This window comes from Roseburia sp. AF12-17LB, assembly GCF_003479605.1.
Taxonomy (GTDB): domain Bacteria; phylum Bacillota; class Clostridia; order Lachnospirales; family Lachnospiraceae; genus Roseburia_C; species Roseburia_C amylophila.
The window spans coordinates 328,968-343,038 of the sequence record NZ_QUHR01000002.1; the positions used below are offsets into that span (position 1 = coordinate 328,968).

A 14,071-nucleotide genomic window follows, 5' to 3' on the forward strand; every position below is an offset into this window, starting at 1 on the left:
TATGCAACCTTTTTTTAATGATGAATCGTTTTATCCGTAAGTATTCCGGCAATTTCTTCATAGCCAGCCCCTTCCGGAATCGTTACGGTTCCGGGCAGGACAAAATTGGCATAATTATTATCTACCATATATTTATTAAATGCTTCTGCATTGTCCACAAGACCTTCTTCCTGCAGACGCTGCGAAACCGCATTAGAAGAATCTCCTACTTCTACGGTAAATTCCTTCTGTACCATATTGCTTCCATCCTGTGACGGTGGTACGGCATCCGCTCCATCTGTTCCCACATCCTGCGATATCTCCCCTGAATCAGTTGTTCCCGGCTGCATATCTGTCTGTTCTGTATTAAAACCGTCTTCCGTGCTCTTTGGAATCTCATCTTCTGTTTCTGTAGCTTTTGGTATGGTGTCCTTTCCGGTATCTTCCATTACCATTCCAAGTTCTTTTGCCCTTGCAATGATTTCATCATCTGAAAGGTCATTTTTCTTCATTGCAAATGATATGGATAAGATAATCGTGCTTATCAGAATACCAATTCCCAAGCCTCTCAGATAATACTTAAACTTCACTTGTATCTACTCCTTTATACAATCCTACAACCAGTCTCACTTCACCCTGTCCAAGGCCCAGTTCCTTTGCTATCTCTACATACGATTTTCCCTGACTGTATAAGGCAAGGATTTTTTCGTTATGATTCGTCTGCTCCGGCTGTTCTTCCATCTCTCCGGTTGCCGGTTCCGCTTCTGTCTCCACCGGTTCCTCTGTGGCTTTTACTTCTTCTGTTTCTTTAACTACAGACTCTTTCGCCTCTTCTAAGCTCTCACCGATTTCGGCTGACATCTCGCCAATTTGTCCTGCAAGCTTTGTCAGTTCTGTGTGCTTGTCATTTAGCATGCTGTATAAAAACATAATCTCATTATGGGTCTGATTCATCTTCTCCATAACGGTATCCGAATATTCACCGATTGCCAGCATTTTTTCATTGGTCTCTTTATCCAGTGCCCGCTCCACCTTATCTGTGGAATCTTCAATTGCATGGTCAATCTGGTCTTCTATCGCAGCTTCTGCATCTTTCAACTTGTTTTCCAGTATTTTTTTTATCTCATTCTGACTCAGTTCCGCAATACGGTCTAATTCTGCACCGGATAGCTTTTCTGTTACCATAAAGCTTCCTATCATCATAACCAGACCAGCCAGAATCAGGATGATTTCCACGCCTGTCATCTGTCAGATACACTCCTTTTTATATTTTAACATCAAAGCCGCCAATTGCACCTTTGATAACCACACGGTCTTCTTTCTGTTTCTTTTTCCGTTGTTCCTGCCGCTGGTACTGACCCTTTCCCTCTTCCTTTGCATCAAAACGATGTTCTTCCATCTGGGAATCATCTTTCCTGGTCACCTGCTCTGATTGGCGGTATTCTTCTCTTTGCACTTCCATCTGTATATTTTGCTGATCCACCATAGGTTTCATATCCTGCTGTTGTTTCAGTGTTCCAACATCCTGTGTTCTCTGAATAACTCCATTCATATCTACCGGACGAATTGACATATCCACACACCTCCAGCCTGTCTCAACCATATGTCATTACATATTTGAGATTTTTACTTCACCCTCATCCTTATAAAGCTGACAGAAGCTTCTGTCATCCTTTACAATAAGGCTTACATCGGTAATATTTACAATTACTCCCGCATACAGTATCTTTGATACTTTCACCCTTGCATTGCTACTGCCATTTAATATACTCTGCAGCCTTTCGTATTCATGCTCTAATGGTGTACGCTGAGCTTCCTTCTCCTTAAAAGCACGCATAAGCTGTTCAATATACTGGATTTTTCCCTGATCCAGTTTTTCTTTATTCTTAAGCTTCTCTCCATAGGTAGTAAGAATCGTCCGAATCTGCTCAATGGTCTTATTCAGCTGAAGCAGTTCTTCCTGCACTTTCACATAACGTTCTTTCTTTTCCGGATCCACACCAACTTCAATACGTGTTCCTGCTCCAAGGCTGGAACCAATGGTCTGGGCCTCTACCAGACTGCCCGCCCGGATAACGCCACCTGTTATGAATCCATTCTTACCACTTACGCGAACCTCCGTTGCTGCGGATACCTTACTATGTAAAATAGAATCTGTTTCAACATAACCTCCGGAAATGATGGTTGCATTTTCAATAAACTTGCAGATAACATTTCCCTGTGCCCGAAGTATTCCTTTGGTCATTCCATGAATTCCACGTTTTACAATAATCTGACCACCCGCCTGTATCAGCGCATCTTCTACCACGCCTTCTACTACTACATCACCTTTTGCAATAATTGAAAAACCACCTTTTACATTACCTCTTACGGTAACGTTTCCCGGATAATCAATATTACCGGTGGAATTATCCACATCAGCCGGCACTTCATAGACATCTGATACAAATACTTTACCATTTACCAGACTTGCATGTCCGGTTACTTCAGAGTACAGTTCTGTTTTGTCTTCCGATACCCGGATATTATTTCCATATTCTAACCGGAGAGAGCGTACCTGTTTTGGTTTAATTTCTTTTCCCTGTACATCATATCCTTTGATTCCATGATCTTCCGGAAATAATTTTGCCAGAAGGTCTCCTTCTTTGATATGGCTGATTACATTCAGTTCACGGTAATCTACCGAACCATCTTCATTTTTCTTCGGCTTTAAATCAACATCTGTATTAAAATAATATTCAATTCTGGCATCCTGACCATCTACCGGTTTCTTTCCTTTTGCCAGCACAAAATCGGTACAGTATTCCCTATCCTGGAAAAATTTCAAAATTTCATCCTGATCAACCCCTGCTTTGACACCTTTTGCAGTTAAATCCCTTAAGATTTCCTGCACATTCATATTCGTGCCGCCTGCAGCCGGATAAAATCTGCATACCGCCTCCATGGCATCTGCTGATACTGTTACGGACATCTCTTCATTTATCTGAATCGGATAAATATCTCCGACCATAATCTCTGTCATCTCATTGCTGTTAATTGCTGCAACCAGTTCCTTTAAATTATAATCCGGGCAGCCATGCCTTTCCAGATACTCTGTCAGTTCACCAATTTCAATAACATTTCCTTCCAGAGCTGCCGGGAAAAGCTTAATATAAGTCGCATGTTCCTTTATCACAAATTGAAAATAAGCATTTGCCTGTCCCATAGCTTCCCTCCTTTTAACTTTCATCAACCAATATATCCATATAACTTCCCATTTTCTTTTTCATCTTTGCCAGAGCCCTGGTATGAAGCTGGGATATTCTTGATTCAGATACTTCAAGAATACTGCTGATTTCCTTCAAGGTAAGTTCTTCATAATAATAAAGTTCAATTACCCTGCGTTCCTTTTCCGTCAAGGTCTCAAGGCTTTGTGCCAAAACTTCTTTCAATTCGCTTTCTGCCACCACATCTTCCGGTTGTGCAAAATGGGAATTTTTTGTCGCATCCATCGCAGGCTCTGTTCCCTGCTCCACAAACTCATTTAAAGAAACAACATTGGTAACTTTTAACTGGGACTGCCAGTTCAGGTATTCATCCTCTGATACCCCGAGTTCGCTTGCAATCTCTTCATCCAATGCCGTCTTTCCTGTCTTCATTTCTATATTTTTTATTGCTTCGTCAATCTTTTTCTGTTTTTGGCGAACAGCCCTCGGTATCCAGTCCATTTTACGAATCTGGTCTAATATTGCCCCACGGATTCGAAGGCTTGCATATGTCTCAAATTTAACATCCTTGCTTCGGTCAAATTTATCAATTGCATCAATCAGTCCAAAGATTCCATAGCTGACCAAATCTTCATATTCTACATTATATCCAAGATACATACTCAATCTGCCCGCTACTAATTTAACTAACGGAGCATATTCTATGATAATCTGTTCCCGTATTTCAGATACTGGATTTTTCTGATAGCTTTCCCACAGTTTTTCTCTGTCCACTGTTTTCATGCCATAGCCTCCGGTTTCTTATAATTACTCTTCTTTCGCTCTTTTCTCTTCCTCTTTTTCTGACTTTTCTGATGTATCTTCTTTTTTCTCATCAGCAGACTCTTCTGCATCACCATCTGCTTTTTCTTCTGTACTGCTTTCTTCATCCTTTGCAGCTTTAAAATTCTTTTCCAAAATATACGCCGCAATGCCCCCAAGCAGATAGAATATAATCAGTACAAGCAATAATGTCTTTGTAAAGGCAAGCAATTCCATTTTCTGAAAAATTGCCACAATACAGGTAATAAATCCTGCGGTCAACATTACGATTGCAGGAATCGGTTTTGTCTTCATCTTTACATCCTCAATCTAAATAATTTTCAATTCTTTTCCAACAGACTTAATATAGAATTCTCCGGTATCGCAATGTAATTCTACGGTACGTCCATAATTCAGCCCGGTATCCTCTGCCAGAAGCGGAATACCAAGCTCCTTCAGTTTCTGTCTGGAAGCTTCTGCATTTCTTGCTCCAATATTTCCCACTTCAGAGTTACCACTTACCTCGAACATTCTGGCTCCGCCTGCAATCTTTGCTACAAGCCTGCTCTTTGCCGCCCCTGCTTCTGTCATCCGGCGAACCAGCTCTACAATTCCTGTATCTGCGAATTTCGCTATATTCGAATTATTTTTCATCTTTGTACTGTCTGGCAGCATAATATGTGCAAGTCCGCCAATCTTTGTAACCGGGTCTAGCAATGCTATTCCTATACAGGAACCCAGTCCTAATGTGGTAATTGTATCCGGAGCCTTGCAAATATTTAAGTCTGCCATACCAACTTTTATTACTTCACCCATTGATACCCTTCTCCTTATAAGGTAATTCCCAGAGATTTCAGAATCTTCTCATAAGACTCAAGGTCAGGTAACAGAATAAAATATCCTTCTATCATCACTTCATCTCCGAATTCTGTCGTAATCATAAGTGCATTGTCTCCAATTTTACCAAACTGTATTGCCGGAACACTTAAAATAGCTCCCGCCATATCAATTGCAATATAAGGAACCGATGGTGCAATAGTAAGCTGCGTCATGGCAGAAAGCGCGTTCAGATAAGAACCGGCAATGATATTTCCTATTTCTTTTAATGCAGACATATCCATCTCATCAAAATCTTCCGCATAATCTGCCGGACGTCCCATTAGTTTATTTACCAGATAATGTGCAGAATCAAGTTTCATAAGAAACATCATGCTGCCGGTAATATCATCTGTTACTTCCAGATAGATTCCTACGATTGACTCATCTTCCGGGCAAATTGCAGAACCCAGTTCCTGAAAGGTCAGTAATTCAACTCTTGGTACATCCATATTAATCCGGATATTCAACATATTTGCCATTGCAGTTGTTGCATTTCCGGCACCAATATTTCCAATTTCTTTTAAGACATCCACATACATGTCATTTACCTGGTTCAAAGTATAATCCGCCAATTTTATCCTCCTGCTGTCATTTCAAGATATAGAATATAGTGAGGCATTTGCCTCACTATATCTATAACAATTACGCATTTTCTTTTTCTTCTATAATAGAATGAATATCCAGAAGGGAAATTAATTCATCTCCGTTTTTACCGATTCCATCGATAAAAGATACCTTGGCATTCTTCATATCGCCACTCACTTTATCAATTTCATTGGTTCCTAATGTAACAACTTCTTTTACTTCATCCACGATTATTCCCAGTGCACTCTGCTGTTCAATTTTTAAAATTATAATACGGCTGGCATTGGTAAATACATCTTCTTCCAGTTCCATACGTATTCTGAGACTCATAACCGGTACGATTTCTCCACGAAGATTGATAATTCCTTTAAAGAAATTCTGTACTCTAGGTACTCTTGTAATCTTCTGCATACGGACAATATTGTCTACATAACTGATATCGATTCCGTACTGCTCATTTCCGATTTTTACAACAATATACTGTTTTCTGATATTTTCTACTGTTTCAAGTTGCTCTGCCACTCTGCACACCCCCTGTTAAATCAATGTATTTGCATCCAGGATTAATGCGACTTCGCCATCACCCAGAATTGTTGCACCGCTGATTGTCTTATTATTATTAATATACTTACCAAGTGATTTAATTACGATTTCCTGCTGTCCAAGAAGATTGTCTACAACAAGTCCTGCATAACGGTCGCCTTTTCTTACGATAACAACAGTAAGGCTTTCTACTTCTTCATCCTTCGGTGGAATATCAAGTATCTGATCCAGCCGGATGATTGGAATAACAGAACCACGTAAATTAATTACTTCCTTGGATTCTACATATTTAATATCTTCAACCGGAATATCCTCGATAGTCTGAATTGCGCCTAACGCAATTGCATATTTTTCATCGCGGATTTCTACCATCAACGCCTGAATGATTGCCAGTGTAAGTGGCAGTCTTACTACGAATTTGGTTCCAACGCCAAGTTTGCTCTTTACCTCAACATCTCCGCCTAATGCTTCAATATTGGATTTAACAACGTCAAGACCTACACCACGTCCGGAAATATCGGTAATCTGTTTTGCCATAGAGAAACTCGGCATAAATAAGAAATCGATAATTTCTTTCTGGCTCAGCTTTTCTGCCTGTTCCGGTGTTACCAGTCCACGCTCTACTGCTTTTGCTTTAACCTTCTCTGTATCAATTCCGTTACCATCATCACTTACTTCAATGATTACATTATTTCCTTCCTGGAATGCATTCAGATTAATGGTTCCTGTTTCTGGCTTACCGCGTTCCTTACGAACTTCTGCACTCTCAAGACCATGGTCAGCAGAGTTACGAAGCAGATGCTGCAACGGGTCGCCAATCTGGTCAACTACAGTACGATCAAGCTCTGTATCTTCACCGGTCATGCACAATTCCATCTTCTTATTCAATCTTCTGGAAAGGTCACGAATCATACGTGGGAATTTGTTTACAACGCTCTCAATTGGAACCATCCGCACTTTCATAACCGATTCATGAAGACTGGTTGTAATTCTTTCCAGATACTCAATCTGCTCATGGAATGACTGATTCTGGAAATTGCCTCCTTCCTGGGAGCCAATGGATACCAGACTGTTTTTTGCAATAATCAGCTCACTCACCTGGTTCATCAGTGCATCCAGTTTTTCGATATCCACACGCACGGTACGGTTTGTAACCGGTTTGCCTGCCGGTTTTGACTTAGTCTGTGCCGGTTTATTCTCTTTATGTACTGCCTGCTCTGCCGGCTTTGCTGCTGATGTATTTGCCGGAAGATTTTCCTGTACATTTCCCTCATGGAATAGGGTTGCCGTCTTCACTTCTTCACCAACGGCATCCGCAATTTCAGATACATTTTTAACTGCTTTTAAAATATCATCTAATGCAGCATTGGATGATAAGAACAAACTGAAGTCCAGTTCAAAACGTTCATCCTCAATATCCTGGGAACTTGGACTGTAAACAACAATCTGTCCAAACTCTTCTACTGCTTTAAATACAAGGAATGCTCTTGCCGCTTTCAAAAGGCAGTCTTTCTGTACTTCTACTGTAATTCCGTAAATTTTGTTTCCACTTTCTTCAGCTGCTTTTAACGCATCTTTATCTTTGGAAGAAAATTCTACGCTTAAGTATTTCTTTTTACCATCACCGTTTTCCGGTTCTTCTGCTTTCTTTTCTTCTTTTTTCTCTTCCTTTGCAGGTGCGGCTGCTCCGCCGTTCTCTGCATTCTCTAAGAATTTGTTCAAAGCTGTAATCAGTGCTTCGTTGTCTTCTGTACCTTCATCTGATGTACTCTTGATCGTATCGAGGTAACTTTCAATTGCATCCAGACACTGGAAAAGAATATCAATCATTTCACTGGTGACTTTTACTTTGTCACTACGAACTTCCTGGAATACATTTTCCATATCATGAGTCAGATGCTGCATTCTCTTAAAGCCCATGGTTCCTGCCATTCCCTTTAAGGAGTGTGCTGCACGAAAAATTTCATTAATGGTATCTTTGTTTTCCGGCTCCTTTTCCAAAGTCATAATGCAATCATTCAGGCTCTGGATATGCTCACTTGTCTCATCAATAAAAATTTCTAGATACTGGCTTACATCCATCTTTAATTTACCCCCACATTCTTTAGAATTGTGTCCGCAACACTTTCTAATGGTACTATTTCATCAACAAGTCCTGTCTCTGCAATTGCCTTTGGCATTCCATATACCACAGATGTTTCTTCATCCTGAGCAATTACGTATACATTTTTTTCTTTCTGGAGTTCTGAAATTCCCTTTGTTCCATCAGCACCCATTCCGGTAAGAACTACACAGGTAATTTCATCATAGCCGCTGTCCATCAAAGACTCATACATCAGATTGGCACATGGTCTTAATCCACCAATTGCCGGTGCATCACTTAAAACAATACAGTGCGTTCCATCTGCTAACCGCTGTACCAGTAAATGTTTTCCTCCCGGTGCCACATAAACATGTCCTTTTTCCAAGACATCACCTTCGTTTGCCTCTTTCACATCCAGCGGGCTGAGTTCATTCAGCCGGGCTGCCATGGATTTTGTAAAACCAGCCGGCATATGCTGAACCACAAGAACCGGTGCATCCATATTGGATTTCAGCAATGGAATTACACTCTGTAAGGATTTTGGACCGCCTGTGGAACATGCAATTGCAACAATCTTGCTCCGGGCTGCATCCTTCGTTCTAATCTTCCGGACAGCTGCCGGTTTTACCACATTCGTAATTACTTTTTTCTGATACGTCTGTGTGCTTCCTGCTGCAGTTATTGTTGCAAGAACTTTTATCAGTTTTTCCCGGAAACGCTGTCCCTTTGTCTCTATCAGATTATTTGGTTTCTCGATAAAGTCAATTGCACCACGTTCCATTGCCTTGAGTGTAACTTCAGCTCCATCTGTCGTTAATGTACTGACCATTACTACTGTTGCTTTTATATTTTCTTTTTGTAATCTTTCAAGTAGTTCCAGTCCGTTCATTCTTGGCATATTTACATCTAAAACAACTGCGTCATATGCTTTCTGACACAATTTCTCATATGCTTCCAAGCCATCTCTGCATGTATCCGTTGCCTGAAAACCACTATCTGAATTAATTATATCACAGATAACTCTTCTCATGAGTGCTGAGTCATCAACAACCAGAATATTCTTTTTCATTCTATTAATTTAACCCTATCCTTTTCCTCTCTGTCTTGCTTTTCTTTCTTCTGCAAAAATATACCTGATAATTTCTTCCCTTATTTTATCATCACGAATAATAAATTTCAGTCGGTTTTCATACATATTATCACGATTTAACAGCTTCGTACTTCGCAGGATATATCCTGGAAGATAATATTGTTTTTCACCGGTCTGCGTCTGTAGCATCACAATAATCAGAACAGCTTTTCCCTCTTCTAACTGCTCATTCGTTACAAAGCGTACACCACCTCCACTGATATCAACAATAGTGCCCTTTTTCTGCTTTTTATAAAAATTATCATCCCTGAGACTTGCGATGATGTCTTCCGTCTGTTCCATTTCCGATTCTTCGTCTGTCAGATGGAAATACCCCATATCAAGGACACATTCCATACGGTAATATTCCCGCCTCTGATATTTGCTCAGTGGTGTATTTAATACAATCCGGAGCAGGTAGCGGTTCTCCGTCTTATAACGTTCCCAGATCTGACCAATGCTTTTATACAATCCATTCGGTGTATAGAATACAAATTCATAGCGAAGTCCCAGTGGAAGTAATATCAGTTTTCCACTCTGAATCGGCATCATTATCTCCATTTCACCATTTTCAAACAGTTCAAAAATCTGACTCTTGTAAACTGGTGCAGCCTTTTCTGCAGATTCTGGCCTTTCCGTCTGGTTCACTATATGAATATCAATTTTCATTCCTTCCCGTAAAACATTTGAAATCATTCTATCACCTATCTGTTATTAAAAAATTCAGCAAACAACTGGGCAAAGCCCCGCTTCATCAACGGAATATCATGCGCACCTTCTATAAGATTATTTGCAAGTATCTCAAATGCTTTTGCCGACTTGGTCTCCGGTGCATATAAAGATACTGTCTGCTGCTGGCGTATTGCTTTTTCAAACATGGAATCCTGCGGTATCATGCCGAGATATTCAAGATTACCATTTAAAAACTGTGACACAACGGTATTTAATTTATCATATACTGCCTGTCCATCTTCCACAGAATTTACACGGTTGGCAACCACATGAATCTGCGTTCCGCTTTTGGCAAAATTCGGATTCCGGTGCAGTGCCTTTAACAGAGAATAGGAATCGGTCAGTGAGCTTGGTTCCGGTGTTGATACCAGAAGGACCTCCGGACAAGCCATAACAAATTCCAATACGCTGTCTGCAATTCCTGCTCCGGTATCCACCAGTACAATATCAGCCATTTCATCTAACTGTGCCAGATTACGTACTAAAAAAGTAATCTGATCCTTGGACAGATTATTCATTCCCACAATGCCGGAGCCGCCTGAGATAAAGCTTACTCCTGCCGGTCCCTCTGTTATAATCTGCCGCATATCCATTCCCCGGTATATAACATCACTCAAATTATGTTTTGGTATTGCTCCAAGCATAACTTCTACATTTGCCAGTCCCAAATCAGCATCAAAAATAATAACTTTCTTATTCATTTTCTGAAGCTGGATTGCCAGATTAACTGTAACGCTGGATTTTCCCACGCCACCTTTTCCACTGGTAACCGTAATTACTCTTGCTTTCTGGGGAAGCTTCTGGTTCTTTAATTTAATTACATTGCGCAGCTTTTCTGCCTGATCCATATTATTATCTGCCTCCCAATAACTGTTTTACAATTTTCTGTGACTGGAAAATTTCAATATCATCTGGCACATTCTGCCCTGTTGTCACATAGGAAACATCCGCACCAGAATACATGCGAATATTTAACAGACTACCATAACTACTGGTTTCATCTAATTTAGTAAAAATAATCTTATAATCCGATATCTCATGGTATTTATCTACAATTTCCATCAAATCGCGGTATTTTGTAGTTGCGCTTAATACCAGATAAACATCCTTCTCATATTTGTCATCCAGACTTTCTATGAGGTTTCTCATATCTTTTCTCTGATCTTCATTCTTATAAGAGAATCCTGCGGTATCTACCAGAACGAGATCATAATCCTTTACACGCTCTATGGCTGCATTCATTTCTTCCGATGAATAAATAACTGTCAGCGGTGTATCTAAGATATTCGCATAAGTACGTAACTGTTCTGCCGCAGCAATCCGATAAGTATCTGCTGTTAAAAGTGCTACTTTTTTGCCATAATCCACTTTAAATCTGGAAGCCACTTTTGCAATGGTTGTTGTCTTGCCAACACCGGTTGGTCCAATAAAAAATACGATTTTAGGCTGTCCCGGTACCAGTTCAATCTTTTGAGGCTGTCCGAATTTTAATACCATTTTCTGGTAAACATTGGATAAGATAATGTCCATGCTTGCACTGCCTCTTAAATTCTTCTCCACATCATCTAATATCTGGTTGACATATCTTTCATTCACTTCATTATCCAGTAATGTTTCATAAATCATGCGGATACAACGGAAAGTCTCAGACTGCTGATGCTTCATATCCTTTGGAGCATCAGTTTCCTTTTCCGGCTTTTCCTCTTCTTTTGGTTCTTCTTCTTTTTCCGGTTTTAACTTCTTTTCTAATAAATTAGAAAGACTTTCTATCTTTTCTTCCAAATCATGACTGCTTTCCGGATGAATGGCTGCTGGTTCCGGTGCCGGAATTTCAATTTTTTCATTTGCTGCAAAATTTATGCTGTCATGCATCTTTAATGGAGCATGTAACGCAGGAAGAGGATTAACTGTCTGTTCCTTTTCCTCTAATGCTGCCGTCACTTCATAAGTTGTGCTCTTTAATGCCCGGAATAAACCCTTCGGTTTGATTTCCTTTACATTCATAATCACAACGGCTTCTCCCATTTCCTTTTTCGCCTTATCAACTGCCTCTTCTCTTGTTCTGCCCTGAAATTTATTAATCGTCATTTTATGCTGTCACCATCCCTACTGATTGTAATTCCACATTTGATTCCACTTCATTATAAGACACCACAATGAGGTCTTTGAAATAGTCCTCGGTGAGTTTCTTAAAATACATCCGCACAATTGGCGAAGTAATGACAATCGGATTCTTTCCAATATTCTCTAACTTCGCCACTTCCTGCTTCAAGGATTCCATAATATTCTTGGTCTTCTCCGGATCTAAAGTCAGATAAGCCCCCTGCTCAGTCTGTTTTACAGAACCCATGATTTCCTGTTCCACCTTCGGATCTAATGTTACCACGCTGGTTGTCTCATTTGCCGGAAAGTATTTACTTGAAATTGCACGTTTTAATCCCTGACGCACATATTCTGTCAATACATCGGTATCCCTGGTTGTTACCGCATGGTCTGCTAAATTTTCAAAAATCGTAAGCAGATCACGGATAGAGATGCCCTCCTGTAAAAGATTCTGTAAGACTTTCTGAATCTCACCAATACTAAGAAGCTTTGGTGTAAGCTCATCCACAAGTGCAGGATTGTTTTCCTTGATATTACTAATAAGATTAGATACATCCTGTCTGGTAAGAAGTTCTGCAATATGGGAACGGATTACCTCTGTCAGATGGGTGGCAATAATAGATGGCGGATCTACTACGGTATAGCCAAGACTCTCCGCACGCTCTCTCTGTCCCTCTGTAATCCAGATTGCCGGCAGATGGAAGGATGGCTCAAAGGTCGGAATACCGGTGATTTCCTCTTCCACATATCCCGGATTCATTGCCATATAGTGGTCAAAAAGGATTTCCCCTTCTGTTACCTGAATTCCCTTTATCTTAATAATATACTGGTTAGGATTTAACTGAATATTATCACGCAGACGAATAATCGGAACCACTGTTCCAAGTTCCAGTGCAATCTGTCTACGGATCATTACTACACGGTCCAAAAGGTCTCCACCCTGATTTACATCTGCCAGTGGAATAATACCATAACCAAACTCCAGTTCAATAGGATCAACCTGAAGCAGTGAAACCACATTCTCCGGCCGCCGGATTTCTTCTGCCGCCGTTTCATCTGCATTGGTTTCCTCTTCGATTTCTTCCACCTTTACATCCTTTTGTATCTTCCGTCCGGCAGCTAAAAATGCAATGCCAAGCGCACAGAAAAGTACCGGATTCAGCGGAGTTGCAATTCCAAGAAAGGTTATCGTTGCACCTACAATATACAATACCTTGGGAATTCCAAAAAGCTGTTTTACCAGCATGGATCCAAAATCCGCTTCACTGGATGCTTTTGTTACCAGAATACCTGTTGCCAGCGAAATCAAAAGAGACGGAACCTGGCTGACCAGTCCATCACCAATGGTTAATATACCATATTTCTGAAGTGCCTCCATGGCAGACAGTCCGCCATTCATGACTCCCATAATTGTTCCACCAATCAGGTTGATGAATGTAATAATAAGGCCGGCCGTTGCATCTCCTTTTACATACTTGGTTGCACCATCCATAGAACCAAAGAAGTTAGATTCCTGCTGAATCTTAGTTCTCCGTTCTCTTGCTTCCTTCTCTGTGATGGCACCAGTATTTAAATCTGCGTCAATTGCCATCTGTTTTCCAGGCATTGCATCCAATGTAAAACGTGCAGTTACCTCAGATACACGCTCAGAACCTTTATTGATAACGATAAACTGTATCAGAATCAGGACAATAAATACAATTGCTCCGATTACAAGATTACCACCACCTACAAAGCCCCCAAAGGTCTCTACTACATTTCCTGGTTCACCGGTAGATAAAATCAATCGGGTGGAAGAAACATTTAATGAGATTCGGAATATGGTGGTAAACAATAACAGTGTCGGGAAAAATGACATATCCAGCACTTCTTTTGCAAATAATGCATTAAAAAGAATAATCATTGCCAGTGAAATATTAATCGCCAGCATGACATCCAATAAAATAGAAGGAATCGGAATAATAAAGAATATGACTGCAGCAAGAAGATAGATTGCTACACCAAAATCCGCTTTTTTCATTCCGGTTTCCT

At 40.3% G+C, this 14,071-nt stretch carries 15 protein-coding genes; all 15 read right to left on the minus strand.

The features are described from left to right. Window positions 1-14: 14 nt before the first annotated feature. The gene (locus DWV68_RS04230) at window positions 15-569 is read right to left on the minus strand and encodes a hypothetical protein (protein WP_118057390.1); all 555 of its coding nucleotides are present in this window, start codon (window positions 567-569) and stop codon (window positions 15-17) included. Beyond that, the gene (locus DWV68_RS04235) at window positions 559-1,224 is read right to left on the minus strand and encodes a DUF6115 domain-containing protein (protein ID WP_117698702.1); all 666 of its coding nucleotides are present in this window, start codon (window positions 1,222-1,224) and stop codon (window positions 559-561) included. Before DWV68_RS04235 ends, DWV68_RS04230 begins: the two co-directional genes overlap by 11 nt. A gap of 19 nt (window positions 1,225-1,243) precedes the next feature. Next, window positions 1,244-1,552, minus strand: a complete 309-nt coding sequence (locus DWV68_RS04240) for a hypothetical protein (protein WP_117698701.1) — start codon at window positions 1,550-1,552, stop codon at window positions 1,244-1,246. A gap of 36 nt (window positions 1,553-1,588) precedes the next feature. Continuing rightward, window positions 1,589-3,184, minus strand: coding sequence for a FapA family protein (locus DWV68_RS04245; RefSeq protein ID WP_158561846.1), 1,596 nt, complete (start codon window positions 3,182-3,184; stop codon window positions 1,589-1,591). 13 nt (window positions 3,185-3,197) lie between these two features. After that, complete coding sequence (locus DWV68_RS04250; RefSeq protein WP_117841159.1) at window positions 3,198-3,968, minus strand: sigma-70 family RNA polymerase sigma factor; 771 nt, start codon at window positions 3,966-3,968, stop codon at window positions 3,198-3,200. Window positions 3,969-3,992: 24 nt separating this feature from the next. Beyond that, window positions 3,993-4,301, minus strand: a complete 309-nt coding sequence (locus tag DWV68_RS04255; protein ID WP_117699038.1) for a hypothetical protein — start codon at window positions 4,299-4,301, stop codon at window positions 3,993-3,995. A 15-nt stretch (window positions 4,302-4,316) separates the two neighbouring features. After that, window positions 4,317-4,802: a chemotaxis protein CheD gene (locus DWV68_RS04260; RefSeq protein WP_022243286.1), complete on the minus strand. Its 486-nt coding sequence runs from the start codon at window positions 4,800-4,802 to the stop codon at window positions 4,317-4,319. Between the two features lie 14 nt (window positions 4,803-4,816). Beyond that, window positions 4,817-5,437 carry a chemotaxis protein CheC gene (locus DWV68_RS04265; protein WP_022243287.1) on the minus strand — a complete coding sequence of 207 codons (621 nt, stop codon included), beginning with the start codon at window positions 5,435-5,437 and terminating at the stop codon, window positions 4,817-4,819. Between the two features lie 70 nt (window positions 5,438-5,507). Next, the gene (locus DWV68_RS04270) at window positions 5,508-5,972 is read right to left on the minus strand and encodes a chemotaxis protein CheW (RefSeq protein ID WP_022243288.1); all 465 of its coding nucleotides are present in this window, start codon (window positions 5,970-5,972) and stop codon (window positions 5,508-5,510) included. Between the two features lie 15 nt (window positions 5,973-5,987). After that, on the minus strand, window positions 5,988-8,075 hold the full coding sequence (locus DWV68_RS04275; RefSeq protein WP_117947059.1) for a chemotaxis protein CheA: 2,088 nt from the start codon (window positions 8,073-8,075) through the stop codon (window positions 5,988-5,990). A gap of 2 nt (window positions 8,076-8,077) precedes the next feature. Then, window positions 8,078-9,145: a protein-glutamate methylesterase/protein-glutamine glutaminase gene (locus tag DWV68_RS04280; protein WP_117699041.1), complete on the minus strand. Its 1,068-nt coding sequence runs from the start codon at window positions 9,143-9,145 to the stop codon at window positions 8,078-8,080. A gap of 15 nt (window positions 9,146-9,160) precedes the next feature. Continuing rightward, window positions 9,161-9,901, minus strand: a complete 741-nt coding sequence (locus DWV68_RS04285; protein ID WP_118638756.1) for a flagellar brake protein — start codon at window positions 9,899-9,901, stop codon at window positions 9,161-9,163. 8 nt (window positions 9,902-9,909) lie between these two features. Beyond that, complete coding sequence (locus DWV68_RS04290; protein WP_117699044.1) at window positions 9,910-10,785, minus strand: MinD/ParA family protein; 876 nt, start codon at window positions 10,783-10,785, stop codon at window positions 9,910-9,912. A 4-nt stretch (window positions 10,786-10,789) separates the two neighbouring features. Then, on the minus strand, window positions 10,790-12,025 hold the full coding sequence (gene flhF / locus DWV68_RS04295) for a flagellar biosynthesis protein FlhF (protein ID WP_117841163.1): 1,236 nt from the start codon (window positions 12,023-12,025) through the stop codon (window positions 10,790-10,792). Between the two features lies 1 nt (window position 12,026). Further along, a complete protein-coding gene (gene flhA / locus DWV68_RS04300; protein WP_022243294.1) occupies window positions 12,027-14,060 on the minus strand; it encodes a flagellar biosynthesis protein FlhA in 2,034 nt (677 codons plus the stop codon). Between the last annotated feature and the right edge of the window lie 11 nt (window positions 14,061-14,071).